This window comes from Streptomyces sp. NPDC059850, assembly GCF_042731515.1.
Taxonomy (GTDB): Bacteria; Actinomycetota; Actinomycetes; order Streptomycetales; family Streptomycetaceae; genus Streptomyces.
This window is the reverse complement of record NZ_JBHWJI010000017.1, coordinates 43,351-69,159: the sequence shown is the minus strand read 5'-3', so window position 1 is coordinate 69,159 and position 25,809 is coordinate 43,351. Positions and strand designations below refer to the sequence as shown.

The following is a 25,809-nucleotide window of genomic DNA, read 5'->3' as shown; positions in this document are numbered from 1 at the left end:
GTCTTCACCCGGGGGTTAGCCCCACCCCCCGAGCGGCTTACGGGGTGCGGCGGGCCGCCGCCGTGCGGCGGGGGACTCCGCCGGTGTGGCTCGTGCCGTCGCGGTCGCGCCACGGCAGCTCGGCGTCCACCGAGGTCGGGCCGCCGGGCGGGGACTCCACCTCGAACCGGCCGTCGACCGCCTCGATGCGCTCGGTCAGCCCGGCCAGCCCGGTACCGCCGCCCGCCGTGCCCGCGACTGAGGTGCCCGCGCCGCCGCGGCCGTCGTCCCGCACCCGGATCAGCAACCGGCTGCCCGACCGGGCCAGGGTCACCGAGGCGGTGCGGGCGGCGCTGTGTTTGCTGATGTTCTGGAGGAGTTCGGAGACGGTGAAGTAGGCGATGCCTTCGATGGCGGGTGCGGGTCGCTGGGGGAGGTCGACGGTGACGGTGACGGGGACGGTGCAGCGGGCGGCGAGTGCGGAGAGGGCGGGGCCGAGTCCTCGGTCGGTGAGGATGGCGGGGTGGATGCCGCGGGCGAGGTCGCGGAGTTCCTGGAGGGCGAGTTTGATCTCGCCGTGGGCTTCGTCGACCATGCGGGCGGCCGCTTCGGGGTCTTCGTCGAGTTTTTCCTTGGCGAGGCCGAGGCCCATGGCGAGGGTGACGAGGCGGGCTTGCGCTCCGTCGTGGAGGTCGCGTTCGATACGGCGCAGATCGGCGGCGGCGGTGTCGACCACCGTGCCCCGGTCCGACTCCAGCTCCGCGATACGCCGCTCCAGCTCATCCGACGGCGACAGCAGCCCCCGCACCATCAGCCGGTCGACATTGGTCAGCGCCCGGGCGATCCACGGCAGCACCGGCCAGGCGATGAACAGCGAGATCAGCGCCACGGTGAAGGTGAGGACGCCCCAGGGCAGCCGGATGGCCGCGTACAGCGTGGACCGCCAGCCCACCGGGTCCCGCAGGCTCCGCCACACCCAGCCGAAGAAGCCGTCGTCCCCCCGGCCCGGCATCCGGCTGGGCTCGTCCACCCGGACCGCCAGCAGCGCCCGGGCGCGGGACCGCTCGAACCGGGCGAACCCCCGGCTCCCCAGCAGGCCCACGGCCAGCACGGGCAGACCGGCGATCGTGACCGCCATGCCCACGCCCACGGCCAGCCAGGTCAGCCCGTAGACGAAACCGAAGATGCCCATCGGCAGATTGATCAGGAGATGCGTGATCTCCTTCCACGTCTGCGCGGGATAGGCGAAGGCGGGCGGGCGCGGCAGTCGCTCGCCGCCGCTCGCACCGGGGGAACTGGAGGTCATGGCAGCCAAGACTGCCGCCCTGCGGCGGGCGGCGCCATGGGGCGCGTCGCCGGGCGTGAGTAGGGCTATCCCCACCCACCCGCTGTCCACCGCGGGCTCCGCATGCCGGACGGGCGGATCACCCCACCGCCGGTAGGGCCTAGACTCCCGTGCGTACGGATCGTCGAACACACGACGTCGGCGAGCAGCAGGCAGGACAGGGAGCGAGGGGCGGACGTGCCGGAGGCGACGACCGTACGTGCGGCCAGTAGCGTCCCGCTCGCGGCCGACTATTTCCACGCCTATACGCTGGTGGGTCTGGTCGCGGCGGTCGGGGTGATCTTCGTCGCCGTGGCCTTCGGGGCAGGGCGGCTGCTGCGGCCGGTGGTGCCGACGCCGGAGAAGCTGCTCACGTACGAGTGCGGCGTGGATCCCGTGGGCGAGAGCTGGGCACACACCCAGGTCCGCTACTACGTCTACGCTTTCTTGTACGTGATTTTCGCGGTGGATTCGATCTTCCTGTTCCCGTGGGCGACGGTCTTCGCCGCGCCCGGTTTCGGCGCCGCGACCCTGGTGGAGATGTTCATCTTCCTCGGGTTTCTCGCCGTAGGTCTGCTGTACGCATGGAAGAAGGGCGTCCTGGAATGGACGTGACACCGACCCCCGCGCAGGCTCCCGTGGATCTCCCGGAGCCGCGCCGCCTCGGCCCGCTCGCCCGGCTGGCGCCTGAACCGATGAAGGTGGTCCTGAACTGGGGCCGCCGCTACAGCCTGTGGGTGTTCAACTTCGGGCTGGCCTGCTGCGCCATCGAGTTCATCGCCGCCTCGATGGCCCGCCACGACTTCATGCGGCTCGGCGTGATCCCGTTCGCGCCCGGGCCGCGCCAGGCCGACCTGATGGTCGTCTCCGGCACCGTGACGGACAAGATGGCGCCCGCGGTCAAGCGGCTCTACGAGCAGATGCCGGAGCCGAAGTACGTGATCTCCTTCGGCGCCTGCTCGAACTGCGGCGGCCCGTACTGGGACTCGTACGCCGTGACCAAGGGCGTCGACCAGATCATCCCGGTCGACGTCTACGTCCCCGGCTGCCCGCCCCGGCCCGAGGCGCTGCTCCAGGGGATCCTCAAGCTCCAGGAGAAGATCGCCCGCGAGTCGCTGGGGGAGCGGTACGCGACGGAAGGCGGCCGCCGCCCGTCCACGGCCGCGCTGCGCAGCGGCCTGGTCACGCCCCCGGACGCCGGGGAGGACGCGCGATGACGGAGCCGACGGAGCCGACGCAGCCGACTGAGCCTGCGGAGCCTGACGCTGTGGTGGGCTGGCTCCCCACCCCCGCCCCCGAACTGTTCGGCGAGGGCGCGACGGCCGAGGAGGCCTACGGCCTGCTCACCGTCGACGTGCCCGCCGAGGCCTGGATCACGGCGCTGGAGACCGCCCGCTCCACCCTCGGCTGCACCTACTTCGACTGGCTGAGCGCGGTGGACGAGCCCGGCCAGGGCTTCCGGGTGGCCGCCCACGTCGTCGCCCTCGCCGCCCTCGCCCCGGGGGCCGCCATACGCCGCCTCCTGGTCCGCACCACCGTGCCGCACGACGCGGCCACGCTGCCCACCGCCGTGGGCGTCTACGCGGGCGCGGCCTGGCATGAGCGCGAGACCCACGAGATGTTCGGGATCGGCTTCAGCGGCCACCCCGACCTCGCGCCGCTGCTGCTGCCCGACAACTTCGAGGGCCACCCGCTGCGCAAGGACTTCGTGCTGGCAGCCCGGGTCGCCAAGGCCTGGCCGGGCGCGAAGGAGCCGGGCGAGTCCGATCACGGCGGCCCCAAGCGCCGCCAGATGCTCCCGCCGGGCGTGCCCGACCCCAACGAATGGGGCCCCCTCAAGGGCCAGCTCCCCCCGGCCCCCGCCCGCCCGGCCCGCGGCGCCCGAGCGGCAGGCGACCGCCCCGCCCGCCGCCGCCCGGCCCCCGGCGACACCCCAGCAGCAGAGCGCCCCACCCGCCGCACCCGCACCGCGAGCGAGGGCTCGGCGAGCCAGCAGTCCGCGGCCGACACCGCGCCGACCCCGGACGCCCCGGCCCCCGAGCACCCCACGAGGCGTGCACGCGGCGCGGGCGAGGGCTCGGCGAGCCCGCAGCCCGAGGCGGCCCCGGCGACGGACGCCCCGGCGCGGCGCACGCGCAGCGCGTCGGCCGCCGAGCCGACGCCATCGGAGCAGCCCCCGGCGCCGGAGCGCGCCGAGGCCACGTCCGGCGATGCGCAGTCCGGCACCACGCCGCCCGAGCGCCCGGATCGCCATACCCGCAGCGCGGCGGAGGGCTCGGCGAGTGAGCAGGCCGACGCGGGCAAGGGCACGCAGAGCGAGCCGTCCGAGGCGGCCCCGACGACGGCCGACCCAGCGGCGGAGCGCCCGGCGCGGAGCGCATCGACGGCATCGGAGCAGACCCCGGCGCCGGAGCGGACGGCCGCTGAGCCGACGACGCCCGGCACGTCGGGCCCGACCCCGGCCGAGAAGCCGAGCCGCAGCGCGGGCGAGGACTCGGCGAGCCAGCGAGCTGCTGCCGAGACGACGGCGGATGCCGCGCCGAGCGCGGAGCCGGAGCGCCCCGCCCGCGGCACTGGCGGAACAGGCGAGGGTACGGCCGCAGGCCGTCCCTCCGCCCGCCCGGCGCGGCGGACCCGGTCGTCCGACGCCCCCTGGCACAACCCGCGCCCGGCGCGGGACGACACGGCCGAGTCCGGCCGTGAGCCGGGAGCGGACGAGGTGCGGCCCGGTGCCGCGAAGCAGGGCACCCCGGAGCAGGATGCCGCGAAACCCGGCGCCCCGGAGCAACCGGACGACGCGCAACCCGGCACCGGCGACCCCGAAGCGGCGCAACCCGGCACCGACAAACCCGGCGCCGCGAAACCCGGCGACCACGAGACGACGACCCACCCCGACGGCCCACCAGGAGGCACCGCGTGAACGACGTCCTCGACGTCGCGCTGCGACTGCTCGCCCTCCTCGTCGCGTTCCTGGTTCTCCCGCTGCTCGTCGGTCAGACCGAGCACAAGGTCATGGCCCATATGCAGGGCCGCCTCGGGCCGATGTACGCGGGTGGGTTCCACGGGTGGGCCCAGCTGGTCGCGGACGGCGTGAAGTTCGCGCAGAAGGAGGACGTCGTTCCGGCCGGGGCCGACCGGCGGATCTTCCAGCTCGCGCCCGCCGTCGCCCTGCTGCCGTATCTGCTGGTCCTGGTCGCGATCCCGATCGGCCCGAGCGGGGCGGTCGGGGAGACCATCGACGCGGGCATCTTCTTCGCGCTCGCCGTGATGGGCGTCGGCGTGCTGGGCTCGCTGATGGCGGGCTGGGCATCGGCCAATAAGTTCTCCCTGCTCGGGGGCCTGCGCACCGCCGCCCAGCTCATGGCGTACGAGCTGCCGATGCTGCTCGCCGCCGCGTCCGTGGCGATGGCCGCGGGCACGGTGTCGCTGCCGGGCATCCTCGACGCGTTCGAGTGGTGGTGGGTGCCGTGGCAGATCGTCGGCGGGCTGGTGTTCTTCACCGCCGGGCTGGCCGAGCTGCAACGCCCGCCGTTCGACGCCCCGGTGGCCGACTCCGAGATCATCTTCGGTGCGTACACCGAGTACACCGGGCTCCGCTTCGCGCTCTTCCTGCTCGCCGAGTACGCGGGCATTGTCATCCTCTGCGGGCTGACCACCGTCCTCTTCCTCGGCGGCTGGCACGGTCCGTTCTCGGGCGACGTGGGCTGGCTGTGGACGCTGCTCAAGACGGCCGTCCTCGCCTTCGTCGTGATCTGGCTGCGGGTGAGCTATCCGCGGCTGCGCGAGGACCAGCTGCAGAAGTTCGCCTGGACCTGCCTCATTCCGCTCTCCCTCGCCCAGATCGCCCTCACCGGCGTCGTCAAGGTGGTGATCTCCTGATGGGTATTCCCGGTTCCGGCCTGGCCAAGGGCCTGGCCGTCACCCTGCGCACGATGACCCGCAAGTCGCACACCGCGCAGTATCCGGAGGTCCAGCCCGAACTGCCGCCGCGCACCCGCGGGGTGATCGGGCTGTTCGAGGAGAACTGCACGGTCTGCATGCTGTGCGCGCGCGAGTGCCCGGACTGGTGCATCTACATCGACTCCCACAAGGAGACGGTGCCCCCGGCGGCACCCGGCGGACGCGAGCGCAGCCGCAATGTGCTGGATCGCTTCGCCATCGACTTCGCCCTGTGCATGTACTGCGGTATCTGCATCGAGGTGTGTCCTTTCGACGCGCTGTTCTGGTCGCCGGAGTTCGAGTACGCGGAGGAGGACATCCGCGACCTCACCCATGAGCGGGACAAGCTCCGCGAATGGATGTGGACGGTGCCCGCGCCGCCCGCGCTCGACCCGGCCGCCGAGGAGCCGAAGGAGATCGGCGCCGCCCGCAAGGCAGCGGAGAAGCAGGCCGCGGCCGAAGCGAAGGCAGCGGAAGAGGCGAAGGCAGCGGAAGAGGCCAAGGCGGCCGACGCGAACGGGGCCGACGGGACGAACGGGGCCGCCTCGTGAGCACCGCGGTCCACCTCGCGGCCGCCACCGGCCACGGGTTCCTGTCGCCCACCGGCGTCGAGATCGCCTTCCTCCTCGTGGGCATCGCGACGCTCGGCGCGGCCATCGTCTCCGTCACCACCAAACAGCTGGTGCACGCCGCCCTGTGGCTGGTGGTGGCGCTCGGCGGCATCGCCGTCGAATACCTCCTGCTCACCGCGGAGTTCATCGCCTGGGTGCAGGTGCTGATCTACGTCGGCTCCGTCGTCGTACTCCTCCTCTTCGGGCTGATGCTGACCAGGGCCCCCATCGGCCGCTCCCCGGACGCCGATTCGGGCAACCGCCCGGCCGCCCTCGCGGTGGCCATCGCCGCCGCGGCCGCGCTGGTGTGGGTGGTCGTGGACGCCTTCCGGGCCACCTGGATCGACCTGGACAAGGGCGTACAGGGCTCCACCGCGGTCTCCGGCGAGAGCCTCTTCCGGCACTGGGTGCTGCCCTTCGAGGCGCTGTCCGTGCTGCTCCTCGCCGCGCTCGTCGGCGCGATCGTGCTGTCCCGCAAGAAGGTTGAGGAGAAGCGCTGATGCACCTCGCCTACCCCGCCGTGCTCGCCGTCCTCCTCTTCTGCACCGGCCTGTACGGCGTCCTGGCCCGCCGCAACGCGATCCTGGTGCTGATGTCGGTCGAGCTGATGCTCAACGCCGTCAACCTCAACCTCGTCGCCTTCGACGTCTGGCTCCGCGACACCCTGCACGCGGGCCAGGCGCTCACCCTGTTCACCATCGCCATCGCCGCCGCCGAGATCGGCATCGGGCTCGCCATCGTCCTGCTCGTGTACCGCAACCGGGGCACCTCCGACGTCGACCGGCTCCGGGACCTGGCCGACCCCCCGCCGGGCGGCCAGGTGGTCCCCACGGACGAGAGCGACGACAGCATGGCAGCCGCTCCTGACAACGGCCCTGACCAGGGAACTCCCGCCCGGAGGCAGACCGCGTGACGACCACGACCGCCGCCGTTCTCGTCCCGCTCCTGCCCTTCCTCGGCGCCGCCGCGGGACTGCTGCTGGGCCGCCGCGCCCCCGGCTTCGTACGCCCCCTCGCCATCCTGCCCGTCCTCGCCGCGGCCGCGATCGCCGTGCTCGTCGCCGTACGCCAGGGCGGCGGCCAGGGCGCCGGGAAGGCGCCGCTGACCATCGCGACCCGGCTCGCCGACACCGGCTCGGTCCCGATCGACCTCGCGTTCCACATCGACGGGTTCGCCGCCCTGGTCGCGGTCCTCGTCGCCGTCGTCGCGTCCTGTGTGCAGATCTACTCGACCGGCTATCTGCGGGACGACCCCCGCTACGCCTCGTACGCCGCGCTCGTCTCCCTCTTCACCGCCGCGATGCTCCTCGTCGTCTACTCCGACGACCTGATCGTGCTGCTCGTCGGCTGGGAGATCATGGGCATCTGCTCGTACTTCCTGGTCGGCCACTACTGGGAGACCGCGGCCGCCCGGTCCGCCTCCCTCAAGGCGTTCCTCGTCACCAAGCTCGGCGACGTCCCGTTCCTGATCGGCATCTTCGCGCTCGCCGGGGACACCGGCACGTTCCGCATCAGCGAGATCTACGCCCGGCTCACCGCCACCACCTCCGGCATCCCGCTGGACCACCCCACCCTGATCGCGCTGCTGCTGCTGGCCGGGGTCGCGGGCAAGTCGGCCCAGTTCCCGCTGCACACCTGGCTGCCGGACGCGATGGCCGGTCCCACCCCGGTGTCCGCGCTGATCCACGCCGCCACCATGGTCGCCGCCGGTGTCTACTTCATCGCCCGGCTGCTGCCCGTCTTCGCGTCCTCGGCCGCGGCCCTCGCCGTCCTCGCCGTCATGGCGGCCATCACCATGGTCGGCTCGGCGCTCGCCGCGCTCGCCCAGGACGACATCAAACGCGTCCTCGCCTACTCGACCGTCGGCCAGCTCGGCTACATGACCGGCGCGCTGGCCGTCGACGACCGCGGCGCGGCCGTCTTCCACCTCATCGCCCACGGCGCGTTCAAGGCGCTGCTCTTCCTCGGCGCGGGCGTGATCATCCACGCGGCGGGGACGAACTCCCTCGCCGCCATGTCCCGGATGAGCGGCCTCGCGAAGCGCATCCCCGACGCCTACTGGACGACCACGGTCGCGCTGCTCGCGCTCGCAGCCATCCCGCCGTTCGCGGGCTTCTTCTCCAAGGAAGCCGTCCTCGGCGCCGCCGAGCACGCCGCCACCGGCCACACCGCCGCCGTGCCCACGGGCGTCGGCTGGACCGTGCTGGTGGCCGGGGTGCTCACCGCGCTCCTCACCGCCGCGTACGCCGGACGGATGTGGCTGCTGGCCTTCCGCGGCAAGGGCGAACAGGCCCCCGACCACGGCCGGCAGCCCGCCGCCCTGAACGTCGTCCTGTGGGTGCTCTTCATCCCCACCGTCGCCCTCGGCCTGTCCTACGGCACCCTCCCCGACTGGTTCGACGGTGAGACCCTCACCCCGACCCTCACCACCTCCGTCCTCGGCACCGGCGCCGCCCTCATCGGCGTGCTCGTCATGTACGCCGCGTGGCGGCACACCTCGGCGCGGGCCGCCCGCGTACCGATCGGCGCCGTGGCCGCCCACCCGGACGCCGCCGACGCCGTCTCCGAGGTCGAGGCCATCGCCACCCACGAGGCCGCCTACGGCTCCATCGCCGGGGCCACCGACCCCGCCGACCCCGGCCGTCTCCTCCTCGGCCCCCTCCACCGCCACGCGGCAGCGGGCTTCCACCTCGACGCCGTCTACAGCGCCCTGTTCGTCCGCCCCGTGCGCGCCGCCGCCGCCCTCGTCCGCTTCCTCGACCGCGAGGTCGTCGAGACGTACGTACGCGGCGCGGCCGGTGCCCCCCGCCTGCTCGGCGCGGCCGTCCGCCGCGCCCAGACCGGCAATGTGCAGACCTACCTCGGCGCGCTGCTCGCGGGCTCCCTCGTCCTGGCCGTGGCCGCCGTCCTCGTCGCAGCGGGAGCCTGACCCGTGAACCACACCGTCCTGCAATACCTCCTCGCGGCCGTCGTCGTGCTCCCCCTGCTGGGCTCCGTCGCCGCCCTGCTCCCGGCCCCGCCCGGCCTGCGGGGCCGCGACCCGGGCCAGGCCGTGCTGCGGCACGGCGTCACCGTCACCGGCGCCGTGCTCATCGCCGCCGTCGCGCTCGCCGCGGGCTTCGACCACGGCCGCCCGGCCACGATGCAGGCCCAGACCGACATCAGCTGGATTCCGGCGCTGGACATCCGCGTCCACCTCGGCGTGGACGGCGTCTCGCTGCCCCTCCTGGTCCTGACCGCGCTGCTGTCGTTCCTCTGCGCGCTCTACTCGTACAAGAAGATGCCCGCCGGCGGCTCCGCCAAGGGTTTCGTCTCGCTGCTGCTCCTCCTGGAGTGCGGCACCCTGGCCAGCTTCGCGGTCCTCGACCTGATGCTGTTCTTCCTGGCGTTCGAGATGACGCTCATCCCGATGTACTTCCTCATCAACCAGTGGGGAGGCGCCGAACGGGAGCGCGCCGCCTGGCGGTTCATCCTCTACACGCTGCTCGGCTCCGTCGTCATGCTGCTCGGCCTCCTCCTCATCGGGGTCAAGGGCGGCACCTTCGACATGGTGGCACTCGCCACTGACAGTGGCGCCAAGCTGACCCACACCACCCAGCTCATCGCGGCCCTTGCCCTCATCGTCGGACTCGCCGTCAAGGCCCCGATGTGGCCGCTGCACAGCTGGCTGCCGGACGCCCACACCGCCGCCCCCACCGTCGGCTCGGTCCTCCTCGCGGGCGTCCTCCTCAAGATGGGCACGTACGGACTGGTCCGCATCGTGCTGCCGATCGTCCCCGAGGGCGCCCACACCTTCGCGCCCTACCTCGCGGCGTTCGCCGTCGTCGGCATCATCTACGGATCCCTCGCCTGCCTCGCCCTGGCGCGCAGCGGCGCGGGCGGCGACCTCAAGCGGCTCATCGCCTACTCCTCCGTCGGCCACATGGGCTTCGTACTGCTCGGCATCGCCACCCTCACCCCCACCGGGGTGAACGGCGCGCTGTTCGCCAACATCGCCCACGGCCTCATCACCGGCCTGCTCTTCTTCCTGGTCGGCGCCCTCAAGGACCGCTCCGGCACCACCGACCTGGACCAGCTCTCGGGCGTCAGCGGCGCCGCCCTCTACGGCCGGGCGCCCCGGCTCGGCGGGCTGCTCGCCTTCGGCGCCGTCGCCTCCCTGGGGCTGCCCGGACTCGCCGGGTTCTGGGGCGAGATGCTCGCCATGTTCGGCGCCTTCGAACCCGCCGACGGGCTCAGCCGCCCCGCCTACCTCACCTATATGGCGCTCGCGGGCTTCGGCACCCTGCTGACCGCCGCCTACATGCTCATCGTCGTACGGCGCGTCTGCATGGGCGACCACCCCGTGGAACCCGGCGCCGAGCACGGCGCCGCCCGGCCCGCCCTGGCCGACGTCCAGGGCTACGAATTCGCCGCCTGGAGCCCCCTGGTGGCCCTCACCGTCCTCGCCGGACTGTGGCCCGCGGCCCTCCTCGGCCTCACCGACCCGGCCGTGCAGCAGCTCCTCGCGGGAGGCAACTGATGACACCGATCGCCTCTGATCTCGCCGCGGGGCTCGTCCAGTCCGTCGACTGGCTCGCCGTCGCGCCGCCCACCATCGCCGCCGTGGCCGGTCTCGTCGTCCTCGTCGCCGACCTCTTCCTGCCCGAGCAGCGCAAGCCTCTCCTGGGCTGGCTGGCGACGGCTGGGCTGGCCCTGGCCGGGCTCAGCCTGCTGCCCCTGCTGAACGGCGACCGCTCCACCTTCTGCCTCACCTCCGGCGACGGGGCGTGCAGCTACACGGCCGACACGTTCGCCCTCGTCATCCAGCTGCTGGTGCTCGGCGGGGCGCTGCTCACCGCGCTGCTTTCCATCAGCGGCGTCAAGGACCTGCGGCTCCCCGCGGGCGAGTTCTGGTTCCTGCTGCTGTCCTCCGCCGCGGGCGCGGCCCTGCTGCCCGCCTCCCGGGACCTGGCGACCCTCGTCGTCGCCCTGGAGGTGGCCTCCCTGCCCGCCTTCGCGCTCGTCGGAATGCGCCGGGAGAGCCGGCTCTCCTCCGAGGCCGCGCTGAAGTTCTTCCTCTCCTCGGTCACCGCGACCGCCGTCATGCTGCTCGGCGTCAGCTTCGTCTACGCCGCCACCGGCAGCATGCACCTGTCCCGGATCGCCGACGGCCTCGCCCACGTCGACCCGCGCCTCGACACGCTCGCCCAGGCGGGCGTCGTCCTCACCCTGGTCGGCTTCGCCTTCAAGACCGCCGCCGTGCCCTTCCACTTCTGGGTCCCCGACACCTACGTCGGCGCGCCGATCCCGGTGGCCGCCTATCTCTCCGTCGTCGGCAAGGCGGTCGGCTTCTCCGGCCTCATCCTGGTGACCGTCCTCGCCTTCCCGGCCTACGACGACGTATGGGGCCCGGCCATCGCCGTCCTCGCCGCCCTCACCATGACCGCGGGCAACGTCGCCGCGCTGCGCCAGCGCCCCGAGCGCGCGCACAGCGCCGTACGCGTGCTGGCCTGGTCCTCCGTCGGCCAGGCTGGCTATCTGCTGGTCCCGATCGCGGCCGCCGGATACGCGGGCTCCGACCGGGACGCGGCCCACGCCATCGGCTCGACCGTCGCGTACGCCCTCATGTACGCGGCCGTGAACCTCGGCGCCTTCGCGGTCGTCGCCCTGGTCGCCCGTACGCACGCCAGCGGCCGTATCACCGACTACCGGGGCCTGTACGCCACCCGCCCGGCCGCCGCCCTCGCGCTCGGCTTCTTCCTGCTGTGCCTGGCCGGGCTGCCGCCGGGCATCATCGGGCTCTTCGCCAAGGTGACCGTCTTCCAGACGGCCGTCGACGCGGGGCTCGGCTGGCTGGCCGTCGTGATGGCGCTCAACGTGGTGATCGCCCTCTACTACTACCTCCAGTGGACGGCGACCCTCTTCCGCGCCCCGGAGCCCGCACCGGACACCACGGGCGTGGCATCCGTCACCCCCGTGGCCGCCACCGCCCCCCTGACGGCTGCCATCGCCCTGGCCGCCGTCCTCGGCATAGCCCTCTCCGGCGCCCCCCAGCTCGTCCTGCGCTTCGCCTCCGGCGCGCTGCTCTAGCCGCGCCCGAGGTGCACACGGGTGCACAAGGGAACTAGTGACCCTCACCTGGCGTTGACCAGTTCAGGAGGGTCCCACTGAAAGGTGGAGACACCAGTCAAGGGGTTCCCCTGCGGCACATTGGGAGGGCGTACCGTGCATCGCCGGCACAACGGGCTGAAGACCGCCGTACTCCTCGGGGGACTGTCGGCGCTCATCATCCTCATCGGCGGCTTCTTCGGCCGGATGGGGCTGGTCATCGCGGTCTTCGTCGCCCTCGGGACGAACGCGTACGCCTTCTGGAACAGCGACAAGCTCGCCCTGCGGGCCATGCGGGCGCGTCCCGTCAGCGAGTTCGAGGCGCCGGGGCTCTACCGGATGGTGCGCGAGCTGTCGACCGCCGCCCGTCAGCCCATGCCGCGGCTGTACATCTCCCCGACCGAGGCGCCCAACGCCTTCGCGACCGGCCGCAACCCGCGCAAGGCGGCGGTCTGCTGCACGGACGGCATCCTGCGGCTGCTCGACGAGCGTGAGCTGCGCGGGGTCATCGGGCATGAGCTGAGCCATGTCTACAACCGCGACATCCTCATCTCCTCCATCGCGGGCGCGCTCGCCAGCGTGGTGGTATTCCTGGTCAACTTCGCCTGGCTGATCCCCATCGGCCGGTCCGACGACGACGAGGGCCCCGGCTTCCTCGGGATGCTGCTGATCATGATCCTCGGCCCGCTCGCGGCCGCCATCATCCAGCTCGCGGTCAGCCGCTCCCGTGAGTACGAGGCGGACGCGTCCGGCGCCCAGCTCACCGGCGACCCCCTGGCGCTCGCCAGCGCCCTCCGTAAGCTGGAACAGGGCACCCGGCAGCTCCCGCTGCCCCCGGAACCCCGGCTGGAGACCGCCAGCCATATGATGATCGCAAACCCGTTCGGGGGCGGGATCGGCATGGCCAGGCTCTTCTCCACCCACCCGCCCATGCGGGAGCGCATCGCACGACTCGAAAAGATGGCGGGGGAGCAACCGTGAAAACCATTCTGAACATCATCTGGCTCGTATTCAGCGGCTTCTGGATGGCCTGCGCCTATGTCCTGGCCGGTCTGCTGCTGTGCGTCACCATCATCGGCATCCCCTTCGGGATCGCCTCGTTCCGCATCGCGGGCTACGCCCTGTGGCCCTTCGGCCGCATGGCCGTCCCCCGCCGCGACGCGGGCGCCGCCTCCTGCGTGGGCAACGTCCTGTGGCTCGTCCTCGCGGGCTGGTGGCTCGCCCTCGGCCACATCATCACCGGCGTCCTGCTGTGCGTGACGATCATCGGCATCCCGCTGGGCATCGCCAACTTCAAGCTGATCCCGATATCCCTGACCCCCCTCGGCCACGACATCGTCCCCACGGACCAGCCCTTCATCGGCCGCTGACCCGGTTCCGGCCCGGATCTCGGATCTCGTTCAGGCCGCTGTCGCCGTCGCCGTCTGCCGCGCGAGGTCCGAGAGCCACGGGGGCGTGCCGGGCCCGTGGGTCAACTCGCGCAGCGTGCCGCTCAGCCGGTGGCGGCTGCGCGCCGAGGTGACCGTCTCCAGCAGGGCGTTGATCGAGAGCAGCACCGGCTCGCACTCACGCCAGGCGTGGGCGGCCGTGTACGCCGACAGCAGCGCGATGCTGTAGAAGAGCGTCCCCCGGCCGTCCGGATAGGCCTCCCGGGCCAGATCGAGCGCGCGCTGCAACCTGGGTACCGCGGCCTTGGCCTCGCCGAGAGCGAGCAGGACCTCCCCTTGGTGGCCGGTGATCTCGCCCTCGTTCACCCACCACGCCCAGGCCGGATCCCGGGGGCTGATCGACTCGTCCAGCCGCGCCTTGGCGCCCGCCAGCTCGTCCAGCGCCCGCCGGTGGTCCCCCAGGTGGGCGAGCGCCCTGCCGCGCCGTACGCGCGCCATCAGCGCCACGCGCGGCGGGATGCGCGGCCTCGTCAGCAGCTCGTCCGCGATGCTCAACGCCTCCCCGGGCCGCCCGTGGTGGACGTCCTGCATCGCGAGCATGTCCAGGGCGAACCACTCCATGGGACGCTCCCCGGACAGCCGGGCCAGCACATGGGACTCCAGGAACGCCGTCCGGGAGGCGTCCCATTGCCCGGCGTCGAACAGCAGCCAGCCCGCGATCTCGGCGAGTTCGGCGACAGCCGACTGATAGCCGCGCCGCGCCCGGTCGGGAACCTCTCCGCGTTCCAGCTTCCGCTGCTCCGCCCGCCAGACCTGTACGGCCGCGGGCGCCACCGTCGTACCGCCGTACCGGCTGTCGTGCTCCAGCAGCTGGGCGACGGACGCCCGCATGTGCGCGATGTCTCCGTCGATGCCGCTGCCCTGTCCGGCACCCGGCGCCGCTGGGCGCTCGGCGGGCGCCGCGAGCGCGACCAGCGCACCGTCCGCCTCCAGGAGACCGTCCAGCGCCGTCACCAGCGCCTCCGAGGGCCGCTGCCTGCCGTTGATCACGCGCGAGAGGTAGGCGGGGTCGTAGGTGAGCGCACGGGCCGTCGCCCGCAGCGATATGCCGCGCTCGGTGAGCAGAGTACGTACGCGCGACCCGAAATCGTCCATGCCGGAACCCCTTGCGTGGACCGTTGACTCCTCAGCGTAGTCAACGCCCGGCAACTCCCGCAGCTGCCCGCCCACACACACGGACGCCGGGGCCCGCGGCCCCGGCGTGACGTGAACGCGGCGCGGTCGCCTACCGGTAGTTGACGAACTGGATCGCGAAGTCCAGGTCCTTCCCCTTCAGCAGGGCGATCACGGACTGGAGGTCGTCGCGGCTCTTCGAGGTGACCCGCAGCTCCTCGCCCTGCACCTGCGCCTTGATGCCCTTCGGGCCCTCGTCGCGGATGATCTTGGCGACCTTCTTCGCGTTGTCCTGCGAGATGCCTTCCTGCAGGGAGGCGAAGATCTTGTACTCCTTGCCGGAGGCCTGCGGCTCACCCGTGTCCAGCGCCTTGAGCGAGATCCCGCGCTTGACCAGCTTGGACTGGAAGACGTCGAGGATCGCCTTCACTCGCTCCTCGGAGTTCGCGCGCATCTCGATCCGCTCGCCCGACCAGTCGATCGAGGCCCCGACGTTCTTGAAGTCGTAGCGCTGGGAGATCTCGCGGCTCGCCTGGTTGAGCGCGTTGTCGACCTCCTGCCGCTCGACCTTCGAGACGATGTCGAAACTGGAGTCGGCCATCTTGAGTTGGCTCCTCGTACGTAGATCCGTCAGTGGCACGGCCCAGCGGGCCGTAAGCGCCAGCCTAGCCATCCCGGCCATGATCCAGAGGCGATCAACCGGGTGGCGGACCACCCCCGGGGATCAGGTATTGTTTACGTCGTTGCCAGGGAGCAGCGCCGCGGAAGCGGGGCACCTGGCCACATCCCAGGCGGTGTGCCCGAGTGGCCAATGGGAGCGGACTGTAAATCCGTCGGCTTAGCCTACCCAGGTTCGAATCCTGGCGCCGCCACGCTGGGAAGAACGGCCCCCGAGCTGCGATGACGCAGCCGGGGGCCGTTGTCGTTCCCAGGACTTACGCTGAAACTGTCCGGACATCGAGGGCGGTGATCCCGGTATGGCCAGGTACGACCTCCGCACACCCCGCCACCGCATCAGGCGGAGTAACGACCGGCATCAGTGGGAGAAGGACCGGGCGCGGCGGTCCCGGGCGGAGCGGCTGCGGACGGGGGCCACGGAGCGCGACACCGGGCTGGATGTGACCGATCTCGCCTTCCGTACCGAGTACCGCGAGGCGAGGGCCGACGAGGATCTGGCGGCGGTCTTCGGGGTGCCGGTGGGTACGCGGCTGCTGGAGCGGAGGTACCGCACCAACTGCCGCGCGGAGGAGGCCCCGTTCGCGCTGGTGCACTCGTATCTCGTCCATGACGTGGTGGCCGCCGCCCCGGATCTGCTCGACGCCGCCAACGAGCCCTGGCCCGGCGGCACGCAGCACCAGCTCTACACGATCGGCGTGGAGCTGGACCGCGTGGAGGAGAGGATCACGGCCCGCCCGCCGACGGCGGAGGAGGCCGGGGCGCTCGGCCTCACGAGGGGCGTCCCGCTGCTCCTCATCCGGAAGATCTGCGTCGACACCGGCGGCCGGGTGGTCGAGGTCTCGGATGTTCGGCTGCCAGGAGACCGAACGGAACTCGTCTTCACCACGCCCCTGACAAGGTGGTGACCATGCCAAACGTCATCACGGTCATCACCGCGGTCCACGCCCCCGGCGCCGGGCATCTCCCGGACGCCTACACGTCGTTGTGCCAGCAGGAGCTGCCGGACGGCTGGGAGTGGCGGTGGGTCGTCCAGGAGGACGGCGAGACCGACGCCGTACGCCCGTACGTGCCCCACGACGACCGGATCAGCTTCGGCCGGGGCCGGGCCGGGCGGGCGGCCATGGCCCGCACGGTGGGGCTCTCCCGGGCCGAGGGCGCGTACGTGAAGGTGCTGGACGCCGACGACATGCTCACCCCCGGCGCCCTCGCCCGCGACCTGCGCGCCCTCAACGACAACCCGGACATCGGCTGGGCCACCTCACGCGCCCTGGACCTGCTGCCCGACGGCTCCACCGCAGGGTTCGACGGCGACCCGCCACAGGGCCCGCTCGCGCGCGGCGCCGTCCTCGACCACTGGAAGGCCCACGACTACCGTGCCCAGGTCCACCCGGCGACCCTGTTCGTCCGCCGGGACCTGCTGCTGGCCCTCGGCGGCTGGATGGCGCTGCCCGCCTCCGAGGACACCGGGCTGCTGCTGGCCCTGAGCGCGGTCAGCCGTGGCTGGTTCACCGCCGAGACCGGCCTCCTCTACCGCAAGTGGCCCGGCCAGGTCACCAGCCAGCCCGCCCACACCGACGCGACCGAACGCCAGGCCCGCTTCAGGGTCATAGAGACCCGCGCCCGCGCCCTGGCGGCCATGGACGGCTGGCGGTACGAGGCCGACTGACAGCGGTCATCAGGGCAGCGTGGCGGCATCAACGCGGGAGAAGATCAGGTCGCTCTCGGCCGTGACCGGGCCGTGCCAGCGGCGCGGGACCCGCGCGGGGCCGTGGAGGGCGGCTGGGTAGGTGGCCGCCGCGTAGTCGTTCGGCAGGTGGTAGGGGTGGAAGCCGTGGGAGGCCAGGACTTCCAGCAGCTCGTCCACGGATTCGCCCAGGTCGGCCATCCGCTGCGGGGTGACCTCGATGGTCAGCTCCGCGTCGGGGCGCAGTTTGGGGAGGAGGGGGGCCAGGCCTCGGACCACGCCGCCTTCCGCGCCCTCTACGTCGATCTTGATGATGCGGGCGCGCGCGATCTCGTCCTCGGTGAGGAGGTCGGGCAGCGGCCGGGCCGTGATGTCGAAGGTGGACTCGGCGGGGCCGTCGTAGGGGACGATGCTGTTCGCGCCCATGTTGCGGGAGCTGGCGAGGATGAAGGTCAGCAACTGTTCGCGATCGGAAACCGCGGTGTTGAGCGCGCGGATGTTGGCGCACGCGTTGCGCCGGGCGTGCCGCAGCAGGAGCTGGTGGAACGTCGGCGAGGCCTCGATCGCCACGACCTTGCCGCCGGGGCCGACCAGGCGGGACGCGAGGACGCTGTAGTAGCCGATGTTGGCGCCGACGTCCACGAACGCGTCGCCGGGCCGCAGCCTGCGCTGGAGCCAGCGCGTCATATGCGGTTCCCAGACGCCGAAGAGGTACAGGTACCGCTGGATGAGGTCCTGGGTGTCGACGGCGAGGGTGGCGCCGAAGCGGGTGCGGGCCAGGCGGTGCAGGGGGCGGTCCCGCAGGGCGGCGTTGAGGTACCGCTCGACCAGGGCCCGCTTCCCGGCGCTCCAGGGCGCGTGGCGGACGTAGGCGCGGGTGAGGTCCAGGGCGGCCTCGTCGAGCCAGGGCATCAGTCGGGCCTCGGCGTCAGGGGACCTCGGCATCAGGGGGACCTCCGGCTTCGGGCCAGGTGGGGCGGGCCGTCGAAGCATAGGCAAACGCCCGATCGCTGGCGACGGGGGATGCACCAGCGATCGGGCTGTTCCCAAGCGTAACGCGACTCCCCGGCTAAGGGTGCCGACTGGTCGGAATGAACACCGAGTTGTGATCGTGATCACGCCCGGCGGGCCCCGCCGTCAGCGGTCGCACGGAGATTCGTACGAGAGCCGGGGCAGATACTCGTGCCATTTGTCGGGCGTCAGGACGCCCCGGGTCATCGAGCAGATGCGCCGGATCGCCTTGTCGACGTCCAGATCCCACAGCCGGACGGTGTCCGCGCCGCTCGACACCCCGAACATGCGGCTCTGCGGGCTGAAGGACAGGAAGTTGCCGACCTTGGCGTTGGGGCTCATCGACTGGCCGATGGGATCGGCCCGGGAGGGGACGGTGACGTTCCAGAGCCGGACCGCGTTGTCGTTGCCGCCGCTCGCCAGGGAGTTGCCGTCCCGGCTGAACGACAGCGAGACGATCGCGTCGGTGTGCCCGGTGAGCGGGCGGCCCAGCCGGGTCACCTTGCCCGGATCGGCGATGTTCCACAGCCGGACCGTGTTGTCGTCGCTGCCGCTGGCCAGCGTGTCGCCGTCCGGGCTGAAGGCGAGCGCGTTGACCGGCCCCAGATGCCCTGTGAGCGGCGCGCCCCGCAGCACGGCGTGACGCCGGGCGGTCAGCTTCCACAGCCGGATGGTGTTGTCCGCGCTGCCGCTGACGAGGGTGCGGCCGTCCGGGCTGAAGTCGAGGGCGTTGACGTAGCCCTTGTGGCCGGTCAGCGGCGCGCCGAGGGGGCGGACGTGCGCCGGGTCATGGACGTCCCACAGCCGGATCGTGCGGTCGTCGTACACGGTGGCCAGCGTCCGCCCGTCCGGGCTGAAGGCCAGCGCGCCCGCGAACCGGGACCGCAGCTCGATGGGCGGCCCGGCGGCGACGGGCCGGGCCGGGTCGGTGACGTTCCACAGCCGCACCGTGTGGCCTCCGGCCATCGCCGCGAAGATGCGGCCGTCGGGGGAGAAGACCGGCTCCCGCACCGCACCGGCGCCGGGCTTGAACGGCTTGCCCAGCAGAACCGGACGGGCGGGTTCCGACACGTTCCACATCCGGATCTTCTCGTCGCGCGCCGCCGTGGCGAGCACCCGCCCGTCCGGCCGGAACGCCCCGACCCGGCCGATCATGTCCGACGTCGGGATCGACCACAGGCGGACCATGTTGTCGCCGGTCCCCGTCGCCAGGGTCCGCCCGTCGGGGCTGAAGCCCAGGGCGTACATCTCACCGCTGCTCCCCGCCAGCGGCTCGCCGACCTGCGACGGGTACGCCGGGTCCTGGACGTTCCACAGGCTCGCCGTGGAGTCCTGGCTGGCGGCGGCGAGCATGTTGCCGTCCGGGCTGAAGGCCACGGACCAGATGGGGCCGGTGTGGCCGGTGAGCGGTGAGCCCAGCGGCTCCACGCGGCGCGGATCGCCGATGTCCCACAGCCGGACGGTGTTGTCCGCCGCGCCGCTGGCCAGCGTGCGGCCGTCCGGGCTGAACGCCACGGAGTGGATCAGGTCGGTGTGGCCGGTCAGCGCCTTGCCGATCCGCTTCGGACGCCGCGGATCGGTCATGTCCCACAGCCGGATCGTGCCGTCGTCGCCACCGCCCGCGAGCGTCCGCCCGTCGGGGCTGAACGCCACGGAGCGCACGGCGGCGGTGTGGCCGGTGAGCGTGCCGAGCGGCTTCGGCCGCCGCCGGTCGTCCATGTCCCACAGCCGGACCTCGCGGTCCTCGGTGGCGGCGGCCAGGGTCTGCCCGTCCGGGCTGAAGGCGAGCAGATAGATCGTGCCGTCATGGCCGGACAGGGGCGCGCCCAGCGCGCGCGGGTGGGCCGGGTCGGAGACGTCCCACAGCCGGACCGTGCCGTCGTCGCCCGCGCTGGCGAGGGTGCGGCCGTCCGGGCTGAAGACCGCGCTGCTCACCCAGCTGGTGTGGCCGGTGAGCGGCTTGCCGAGCGGTTTCGGGTGGGTCGGGTCGCTGGTGTCCCAGAGCCGGACGGTCCGGTCGTAGGCGGCGGTGGCCAAGGTCCGGCCGTCCGGGCTGAACGAGGTGAGGTAGACGGCGCCGGTGTGGCCGAGCAGCGGGGTGGCCAGGGGCGCGTTCACGATCGAGATCAGCCGGTTCCGCGTATCGTCGTCGTCCGGCCGCAAGCGGTGTGCCACCAGGGCCAGCTGGGCGGAGAGCGACGGATCCCGGTACTCGAAGCGGTCGGCCTCGGTGACCACCTGCTCGAACACCGCGTCGTCCCGCTGCTGCCACGCGACCACCGCCGCGCCGACGGCCACCATCGCCAGGACGATCAGCGTCGCCACCGCGCCCCGGCTGAGCCAGATGATGCGCTTGCGCAGCCGCACCGAGGCGGCCAGGAACTCCACCGCGCTGCGCGTCAGCAGGGTGTCCCCGGCGGACTTCGCCCAGGTGTGGGCCTGCTCCAGCCGGGAGCCCCGGTAGAGCAGCGACGGGTCGCGGTTCATGCCCTCCCAGGCCCGGCCGTCCTCCTCCAGGCGCTGGCGCAGCAGATGGTCGTTGCGGCCCTCGTCGATCCAGTCGCGCAGCCGTGGCCAGGCGTGCAGCAGCGCCTCGTGGGTGATCTCCACGGTCTCCGCGTCGAGGGTCACCAGCCGGGCGCGGACCAGCGCTTCGAGCGATTCCTCCGTCTTCCCGGGCTCCGTCGACTCCTCCGACAGCTGGCGCCGCGTCCCCCGCCTGCGGGTGGCCTGGGTGTCCTCGCCCAGCCGCACCAGCCGCAGCAGGAGCAGCCGCGCGGCCGTGCGCGCCGCGGGGTCGAGGCCGGACCAGGCCCGCTCGGCCGTCGCGGCCACCGCGCCCTGGATGCCGCCCGCCGCGCGGTAGCCCGCCAGGGTCAGCCGTCCCGCCTTGCGGCGCTGCCAGGTGGCGAGCAGGGCGTGCGAGAGGAGCGGCAGCGCGCCCGCGTCATGGGTGCCCCGGGGGCCGTCGGCGCTCACCTCCCGGACGATCAGCTCGGCGAGCCCCGGTTCGAGTTCCAGGCCCACGGCCTTGGCCGGGCCGGTCACCGCCTCGCGCAGCTCGGCGGCGGTCAGCGGGCCGAGCACCATGTGGCGGTGCTGGAGCGCGTCGGCCAGTTCGGGGTAGGCCAGGCACTGTTCGTAGAAGTCGGCGCGGATGCCGAGGACGACGAGGACGGGCGCCGGGCCACCGGGCTCGCCAGGCTCCCCGGGCTCGGCGGGCTCGGCGGGCTCGGCGGGCGAGCACGCGGCGTGCAGCAGCTGGATGAACGTACGCCGGTCCGCCTCGTCGGTGGCGAGGGTGAACGCCTCCTCGAACTGGTCCACGATGACGACCGGACGGGCCGCGCCGGACGTCTCGCGCTCCGCCCACGCCGTGACGGCCTCCCGCACCGCGCGCGCGAACCGTGGCGTATCGGCCTCTTCCCCGGTGCGGACGAGGCCCGCGAGCTGGGGGATGCGGCGGGTCAGCTCCGCGAGCGGGTCGCCGCCCGGCGCCAGCTGGAGGACCTCCCGCGCCCGGCCGTCCCCGCCGCCCAGCGCGCCGCTCTCCAGCGCGGGCACCAGTCCGGCGTTCAGCAGCGAGGACTTCCCCGCTCCCGAGGCGCCCACGAGCATGACCAGGCCGCCCGTCCGCTCCGCCGCGCCCAGCTGGGTGACGAGCGCCTCCGTGCTGCGCTCCCGGCCGAAGAACCACCGGGCGTCCTGCTGCCGGTACGCGGCCAGCCCCCGGTAGGGGCACACCGCGCCGGGGACGGACGGGGCGTCGGCCGGGGGCCGTTCGTCCTCGTCCGCCGCCGCCGGGGAGCGCATCCCGACCGGGTCGGCCACCGCGCGCTCCCACAGGCGCTGCCACTGGCCCATGTCGTACAGGCCGGTGGACACCGGCGCGGGCCGCAGCCGCCGTGCGTCGGGTATGAGTACGTGCAACACCGCCGCGAGCGCGGCGAACTGAGCGGGTACGTTCTTGGCACGCCGCCAGTCGCTGATCCGCTGAGCGGACACCCGTACGGGCCGCCCCCGCTCATCGGTCCGCTGGAGCCGTACGACCGCCTCGGACACGCTCTTGAGGGGAGGGTTGCCGGCCTCCCGGTACAGCAGCGCGAGACGTTCCGCGAAGGCCGTGCGTACCCCTGAGTCGGAACTCAAGGTCTCCACTCCTCTCCTTCCCCCACGCCTGGATATCCGGACCGGAAAACTCACTTTATACGGATGACCTGCGACGAAGGCCGTGCTCCCGAACCGGTATCTCCTCGGCGGAAGGCGTAGCTGGCAGGATCACAGCCAAGCAGCCCTCCCGAGATCCGCACCCGAACACGGGGGGTGCGGATCGGCACCGCCCCACCGTTCGGCACCGGTCCCCGCGTGGGGAGGGACCGGCGCCGGACGCTGTGGGGCACGCGGGGCGGGGGGGGCGGTGCGCGGAGAGCTGACGATCGGACATGCGTCGATCCCAGGGCCGCCGCCGCCGAAAGGCAAGGGGGTCGGCCGGAATTCCGGCCAGGATGACCGGAATCGCGGCCTCAGACCGTCCGGTCCTTGCCGTCTCGGTCGGCCTTGTCGGCCTTATCAAAGTTCAGCTCCAGCATCCGGATCGCGTTGCCGCGCAGCAGCTTGTACGTGGTCTCCGGCGGCAGCCCCGCGACATGCTCGGCCGCGACCCGCTTGGTGTGCGGCCAGGTGGAGTCCACGTGCGGGTAGTCGGTCTCGAAGGTGGCGTTGTCCACCCCGACCGTGTCGAGCGAGGCGACGCCGTGCCGGTCGCGGAAGAAGCAGCAGTAGATCTGCCGGTAGTAGTACGTGGACGGCGGCTCCGGGATGAGGTCCCGCACGCCGCCCCACGCCCGGTGCTCCTCCCAGACGTCGTCCGCGCGCTCCAGGGCGTAGGGGATCCAGCCCATCTGGCCCTCGGCGTAGGCGAGCTTCAGCCGAGGGAACCTCACCAGGACGCCGCTGAAGAGGAAGTCCATCATCGAGGCCATGGCGTTGTTGAAGCTCAGCGAGGCCTGGACGGCGGGCGGGGCGTCGGGGGAGGCGGCGGGCATCTGCGAGGACGAGCCGATGTGCATGCACACGGCCGTCCCCGTCGCCTCGCACTCGGCGAAGAACGGGTCCCAGTAGCCGCTGTGGATGCTGGGCAGGCCGAGGTAGGTGGGGATCTCGCTGAACGTCACCGCGCGCACGCCCCGCGCCGCGTTCCGGCGGATCTCCCGTACGGCCAGCTCGACGTCCCACAGCGGGATCAGGCACAGCGGGATCAGCCGCCCGCCGCTGTCACCGCACCACTCCTCCACCATCCAGTCGTTGTACGCCCGCACACAGGCCAGCCCGACCTCCTTGTCGTCCGCCTCGGCGAACGTCTGGCCGCAGAAGCGGGGGAAGGTCGGGAAGCACAGCGAGGCCTCGACGTGGTTCATCTCCATGTCCGCGATCCGGGCCTTGGGGTCCCAGCACCCGCGGCGCATCTGCTCCCGGGTGATGCCCTCCAGGGTCATCTCGTCGCGCGAGAAGCCGACGGCCGCGATGATCCGCTTGTACGGGAACAGCCCGCCCTCGTACTCCCACCAGTCCGTGAGCGGGCCGTCCGGGTCGGTCGTGATGCGGTACTTGCCGCCGACGTACGCCAGTTCCCCGATCCCGGCCGTCAGCGGCTTCGGCCCCCGGTCCCGGTATTTGGCCGGGAGCCAGGTCTCGAAGAGATGGGCGGGCTCGATCACATGGTCGTCCACGCTGATGACCATGGGCAGCTCGGTCGCGCCGGTCGTCTCGCCCGTCATGGCGTCATCTCCCCGATGTCTCCCCGATAATCTGACGGTCCGTCAGATTGCAGAGTAGAGGCGACCGACTCAGGCAACAAGAGGCATCAGGCGCGCGTAGGGGCGCGGGCTCGATCCGCCCGCGCCCCTCGCCGCACTCCGTCCCGTCAGCCCCCGTTCGCGGCCGCGCGCACCGCCTCCGCCACCGGCGTGGAGCCGCCCAGCAGCTCCAGGGTGCGGCCCGCCGTGCGGGGTTCGTCGAGGAGGGCGGCCAGGACGGCGGCCACGTCGTCGCGGGTCACCTCGTCCCGGCCGGTGTGCTCGGCCAGCCGCACCAGCCCCGTACCCGGGTCATCGGTGAGGCGGCCCGGGCGCAGCACGGTCCAGTCGAGGGCGCCGCGCGCCCGGACGTCGTCGTCCGCGGCCCCCTTCGCGCGCAGGTAGGCGGCGAAGACCGGGTCCGTACCGGGCGGGGGCTCGTTCCCCGCCCCCATCGCGGACACGGTGAGGAACCGCCGTACGCCCGCCCGCTCGGCCGCGTCCGCGAACAGCACGGAGGCCCCTCGGTCGACGGTCTCTTTACGGGCCGCCCCGCTGCCGGGACCCGCGCCGGCGGCGAAGACCGCCGCGTCCGCGCCCTCCAGATGCTTGGCCACGTCGTCCACGGAGGCCGATTCGAGGTCGCAGACGACGGGCTCGGCACCCGCCGCCAGCAGGTCGCCCGCCTGTTCCGGCTTGCGGACGATGCCCGCCACTTCGTCTCCGCGCGCGGAGAGCAGCCGCTCCAGCCGCAGCGCGATCTGTCCATGTCCACCAGCGATGACAATGCGCATGATCCCGACCGTACGCCCCCCGGACTACGGCTGCGCGTCGCCGTCCGGGGGGCGGGACTGGGGGCGGGACTGGCGGGGGAGGTCGAGGGCGACCGCGGCGGCCGAGTCGCAGTACTCCCGTACCGCGCTGGTACGGGCGACCACCCGCCCGTCGTGCACCACGACCCGGCTGTACGCGAGCGACAGCACCCCCGCGAGCCCGTCGCCGCGCACCGCCAGCAGCTCCGCGGGGAACCCGGCCTCCACCCGCACCTCGGGCAGCCCCAGCGCGGCCCGCGCCCGGGCGCAGACCGCGTCGTAGGCCTCCGCGGGCCCCAGTTCGCCCCGGGAGGCCAGCAGATAGGCGGCCTCCAGGGGATCGCCGCGCCCCACCGGGTTCACGGTGTCGCGCAGGGCGCCGCTCCCGGCGGCCACCCGGACGCCCGCGGCCCGCAGCAGCCGCACCGGCGCGCATCCGGCCACGCGCGCCCCCTGCTCGCCCCGGTCCTCCAGTCCGACGCAGTCGCCCTGCGGCAGGCAGACCACGGTGACGCCCGCGGCCGCGAACCGGTCGGCGATCCGCCCCGCGACGTCCCGGGGCAGCCGGGCCAGCCCGCCGCAGGGGCCGATGGTGACGCCGGGCCGCAGGCCCCCGGCCATCGCCGCGAGCCGGGCCAGCCGGGCCGGGTCGTCACCGTCCGTGTGGAGGTCGACGGCGCAGCCGGTGCGGGCGGCGAGGTCGAGGAGGGCCTCGGCGTGACCGGTCGGGTCCGGGTCGAGGTCGGGGCAGCCGCCGATGACGGAGGCGCCCATCCGTACGGCGTCCCGCAGCATCGCGAGCCCGTCCGCCCCGGCCGCCCCGGTCAGCACCCGCGCCACCGCGACCGCGCCGAGGTCGATGAGCCCGCGCAGGCTGTGCCGGGCCTCCAGGACCGCCTCCAGGGAGCGCAGACCGTGCACCCCGCCGATGCGCACATGGGTGCGCACGGCGGTCGCCCCGTGGCCGAGGTGCAGCAGGGCGGCCTCGGTGGTGCGGCGCTGGACGTCCTCGGCGGCGTACGGGACGGGGCCCGCGATGTCGGCCGTCAGGGCGGTGTCGCAGTGCGCGTGCGGTTCGGCGGGGGCCGGGAGCAGCAGATAGCCGCCGAGGTCGAGCCGTGGCCCGGGGACCAGGCTCCCGGTCGTGCCGACCGCCTCGATCCGCCCGCCGCACAGCCGTACGTCGACCGTGCGGCCGTCGGCGAGCCGGGCGCCGCCGAGGACCAGCGCGGTGGGCCCGCCGGCCGCTCCGCCGCCGTTGCCGGAGGGCTGCTGCTGATGGCTCTCGGGCGGCTGGCTCTCGGGCATCGCACTCCTGGGGCGGCGCAA

At 73.0% G+C, this 25,809-nt stretch carries 21 protein-coding genes, 1 tRNA gene and 1 pseudogene; 15 read left to right on the top strand and 8 right to left on the bottom strand.

Features of this window, described 5'->3' with window-relative positions:
* Positions 1-37: 37 nt before the first annotated feature.
* Positions 38-1,285 carry a sensor histidine kinase gene (locus tag ACFV9T_RS16490; RefSeq protein ID WP_385440662.1) on the bottom strand — a complete coding sequence of 416 codons (1,248 nt, stop codon included), beginning with the start codon at positions 1,283-1,285 and terminating at the stop codon, positions 38-40.
* Between the two features lie 216 nt (positions 1,286-1,501).
* On the opposite strand from ACFV9T_RS16490, the gene ACFV9T_RS16485 reads away from it, so the two are divergent.
* From ACFV9T_RS16485 to ACFV9T_RS16430, 12 genes are all read left to right on the top strand, one after another.
* Positions 1,502-1,918, top strand: a complete 417-nt coding sequence (locus ACFV9T_RS16485) for an NADH-quinone oxidoreductase subunit A (RefSeq protein ID WP_385440661.1) — start codon at positions 1,502-1,504, stop codon at positions 1,916-1,918.
* Complete coding sequence (locus ACFV9T_RS16480) at positions 1,909-2,520, top strand: NADH-quinone oxidoreductase subunit B (protein WP_385440659.1); 612 nt, start codon at positions 1,909-1,911, stop codon at positions 2,518-2,520. Before ACFV9T_RS16485 ends, ACFV9T_RS16480 begins: the two co-directional genes overlap by 10 nt.
* Positions 2,517-4,223 (top strand): NADH-quinone oxidoreductase subunit C, encoded by a 1,707-nt coding sequence (locus ACFV9T_RS16475; protein WP_385440657.1) that lies wholly within the window; start codon positions 2,517-2,519, stop codon positions 4,221-4,223. Before ACFV9T_RS16480 ends, ACFV9T_RS16475 begins: the two co-directional genes overlap by 4 nt.
* On the top strand, positions 4,220-5,182 hold the full coding sequence (locus ACFV9T_RS16470; RefSeq protein ID WP_385440656.1) for an NADH-quinone oxidoreductase subunit H: 963 nt from the start codon (positions 4,220-4,222) through the stop codon (positions 5,180-5,182). The genes ACFV9T_RS16475 and ACFV9T_RS16470 overlap by 4 nt, the downstream gene beginning before the upstream one ends.
* The gene (locus tag ACFV9T_RS16465) at positions 5,182-5,793 is read left to right on the top strand and encodes a NuoI/complex I 23 kDa subunit family protein (protein ID WP_385440654.1); all 612 of its coding nucleotides are present in this window, start codon (positions 5,182-5,184) and stop codon (positions 5,791-5,793) included. The genes ACFV9T_RS16470 and ACFV9T_RS16465 overlap by 1 nt, the downstream gene beginning before the upstream one ends.
* Positions 5,790-6,353: an NADH-quinone oxidoreductase subunit J gene (locus ACFV9T_RS16460; protein ID WP_385440652.1), complete on the top strand. Its 564-nt coding sequence runs from the start codon at positions 5,790-5,792 to the stop codon at positions 6,351-6,353. Before ACFV9T_RS16465 ends, ACFV9T_RS16460 begins: the two co-directional genes overlap by 4 nt.
* Positions 6,353-6,766, top strand: a complete 414-nt coding sequence (gene nuoK / locus ACFV9T_RS16455; protein ID WP_385440649.1) for an NADH-quinone oxidoreductase subunit NuoK — start codon at positions 6,353-6,355, stop codon at positions 6,764-6,766. The genes ACFV9T_RS16460 and nuoK overlap by 1 nt, the downstream gene beginning before the upstream one ends.
* The gene (locus ACFV9T_RS16450; RefSeq protein ID WP_385440647.1) at positions 6,763-8,781 is read left to right on the top strand and encodes an NADH-quinone oxidoreductase subunit L; all 2,019 of its coding nucleotides are present in this window, start codon (positions 6,763-6,765) and stop codon (positions 8,779-8,781) included. Before nuoK ends, ACFV9T_RS16450 begins: the two co-directional genes overlap by 4 nt.
* Positions 8,782-8,784: 3 nt before the next feature.
* Positions 8,785-10,371 (top strand): NuoM family protein, encoded by a 1,587-nt coding sequence (locus tag ACFV9T_RS16445; RefSeq protein ID WP_385440645.1) that lies wholly within the window; start codon positions 8,785-8,787, stop codon positions 10,369-10,371.
* On the top strand, positions 10,371-11,921 hold the full coding sequence (locus tag ACFV9T_RS16440; protein ID WP_385440642.1) for an NADH-quinone oxidoreductase subunit N: 1,551 nt from the start codon (positions 10,371-10,373) through the stop codon (positions 11,919-11,921). The genes ACFV9T_RS16445 and ACFV9T_RS16440 overlap by 1 nt, the downstream gene beginning before the upstream one ends.
* Before the next feature lie 135 nt (positions 11,922-12,056).
* Complete coding sequence (gene htpX / locus ACFV9T_RS16435) at positions 12,057-12,920, top strand: zinc metalloprotease HtpX (RefSeq protein WP_385440640.1); 864 nt, start codon at positions 12,057-12,059, stop codon at positions 12,918-12,920.
* Positions 12,917-13,309: a YccF domain-containing protein gene (locus tag ACFV9T_RS16430; protein ID WP_385440638.1), complete on the top strand. Its 393-nt coding sequence runs from the start codon at positions 12,917-12,919 to the stop codon at positions 13,307-13,309. Before htpX ends, ACFV9T_RS16430 begins: the two co-directional genes overlap by 4 nt.
* A 30-nt stretch (positions 13,310-13,339) precedes the next feature.
* Here ACFV9T_RS16430 and ACFV9T_RS16425 read toward each other — a convergent pair whose 3' ends face one another.
* Both ACFV9T_RS16425 and ACFV9T_RS16420 read right to left on the bottom strand, forming a co-directional pair.
* Positions 13,340-14,482: a multiprotein-bridging factor 1 family protein gene (locus ACFV9T_RS16425; protein WP_385440635.1), complete on the bottom strand. Its 1,143-nt coding sequence runs from the start codon at positions 14,480-14,482 to the stop codon at positions 13,340-13,342.
* A gap of 130 nt (positions 14,483-14,612) precedes the next feature.
* Positions 14,613-15,101, bottom strand: a complete 489-nt coding sequence (locus tag ACFV9T_RS16420; protein WP_385440632.1) for a YajQ family cyclic di-GMP-binding protein — start codon at positions 15,099-15,101, stop codon at positions 14,613-14,615.
* Between the two features lie 189 nt (positions 15,102-15,290).
* Between ACFV9T_RS16420 and ACFV9T_RS16415 the strand changes: the two genes are divergently transcribed.
* The 3 genes and pseudogenes from ACFV9T_RS16415 to ACFV9T_RS16405 all read left to right on the top strand — a co-directional run bounded on the left by ACFV9T_RS16415 (position 15,291) and on the right by ACFV9T_RS16405 (position 16,844).
* Positions 15,291-15,372 (top strand) — tRNA-Tyr (locus ACFV9T_RS16415).
* A gap of 120 nt (positions 15,373-15,492) precedes the next feature.
* Positions 15,493-16,083, top strand: a pseudogene (locus ACFV9T_RS16410) (UTRA domain-containing protein); the annotation flags it as partial.
* A 2-nt stretch (positions 16,084-16,085) separates the two neighbouring features.
* The gene (locus tag ACFV9T_RS16405) at positions 16,086-16,844 is read left to right on the top strand and encodes a glycosyltransferase family 2 protein (protein ID WP_385440630.1); all 759 of its coding nucleotides are present in this window, start codon (positions 16,086-16,088) and stop codon (positions 16,842-16,844) included.
* Positions 16,845-16,853: 9 nt separating this feature from the next.
* Here the strand turns inward: ACFV9T_RS16405 and ACFV9T_RS16400 are convergent, their stop codons facing one another.
* The 5 genes from ACFV9T_RS16400 to ACFV9T_RS16380 form a co-directional block, all read right to left on the bottom strand.
* Positions 16,854-17,774 (bottom strand): FkbM family methyltransferase, encoded by a 921-nt coding sequence (locus tag ACFV9T_RS16400; protein ID WP_385440874.1) that lies wholly within the window; start codon positions 17,772-17,774, stop codon positions 16,854-16,856.
* 225 nt (positions 17,775-17,999) lie between these two features.
* Positions 18,000-22,031, bottom strand: coding sequence for an AAA family ATPase (locus tag ACFV9T_RS16395; protein ID WP_385440627.1), 4,032 nt, complete (start codon positions 22,029-22,031; stop codon positions 18,000-18,002).
* A 365-nt stretch (positions 22,032-22,396) separates the two neighbouring features.
* Positions 22,397-23,650: an amidohydrolase family protein gene (locus ACFV9T_RS16390; protein WP_385440624.1), complete on the bottom strand. Its 1,254-nt coding sequence runs from the start codon at positions 23,648-23,650 to the stop codon at positions 22,397-22,399.
* 146 nt (positions 23,651-23,796) lie between these two features.
* Complete coding sequence (locus ACFV9T_RS16385) at positions 23,797-24,462, bottom strand: SDR family oxidoreductase (protein ID WP_385440621.1); 666 nt, start codon at positions 24,460-24,462, stop codon at positions 23,797-23,799.
* Between the two features lie 24 nt (positions 24,463-24,486).
* The gene (locus ACFV9T_RS16380; RefSeq protein ID WP_385440619.1) at positions 24,487-25,788 is read right to left on the bottom strand and encodes a hydrolase; all 1,302 of its coding nucleotides are present in this window, start codon (positions 25,786-25,788) and stop codon (positions 24,487-24,489) included.
* Positions 25,789-25,809: the final 21 nt, after the last annotated feature.

Coding starts and splice junctions, on each gene's coding strand:
- ACFV9T_RS16490 (WP_385440662.1), bottom strand. CDS start 1,285: ATGACCTCCAGTTCCCCCGGTGCGAGCGGCGGCGAGCGACTGCCGCGC.
- ACFV9T_RS16480 (WP_385440659.1), top strand. CDS start 1,909: ATGGACGTGACACCGACCCCCGCGCAGGCTCCCGTGGATCTCCCGGAG.
- ACFV9T_RS16475 (WP_385440657.1), top strand. CDS start 2,517: ATGACGGAGCCGACGGAGCCGACGCAGCCGACTGAGCCTGCGGAGCCT.
- ACFV9T_RS16465 (WP_385440654.1), top strand. CDS start 5,182: ATGGGTATTCCCGGTTCCGGCCTGGCCAAGGGCCTGGCCGTCACCCTG.
- nuoK (WP_385440649.1), top strand. CDS start 6,353: ATGCACCTCGCCTACCCCGCCGTGCTCGCCGTCCTCCTCTTCTGCACC.
- ACFV9T_RS16440 (WP_385440642.1), top strand. CDS start 10,371: ATGACACCGATCGCCTCTGATCTCGCCGCGGGGCTCGTCCAGTCCGTC.
- ACFV9T_RS16425 (WP_385440635.1), bottom strand. CDS start 14,482: ATGGACGATTTCGGGTCGCGCGTACGTACTCTGCTCACCGAGCGCGGC.
- ACFV9T_RS16420 (WP_385440632.1), bottom strand. CDS start 15,101: ATGGCCGACTCCAGTTTCGACATCGTCTCGAAGGTCGAGCGGCAGGAG.
- ACFV9T_RS16405 (WP_385440630.1), top strand. CDS start 16,086: ATGCCAAACGTCATCACGGTCATCACCGCGGTCCACGCCCCCGGCGCC.
- ACFV9T_RS16400 (WP_385440874.1), bottom strand. CDS start 17,774: ATGCCCTGGCTCGACGAGGCCGCCCTGGACCTCACCCGCGCCTACGTC.
- ACFV9T_RS16390 (WP_385440624.1), bottom strand. CDS start 23,650: ATGACGGGCGAGACGACCGGCGCGACCGAGCTGCCCATGGTCATCAGC.
- ACFV9T_RS16385 (WP_385440621.1), bottom strand. CDS start 24,462: ATGCGCATTGTCATCGCTGGTGGACATGGACAGATCGCGCTGCGGCTG.
- ACFV9T_RS16380 (WP_385440619.1), bottom strand. CDS start 25,788: ATGCCCGAGAGCCAGCCGCCCGAGAGCCATCAGCAGCAGCCCTCCGGC.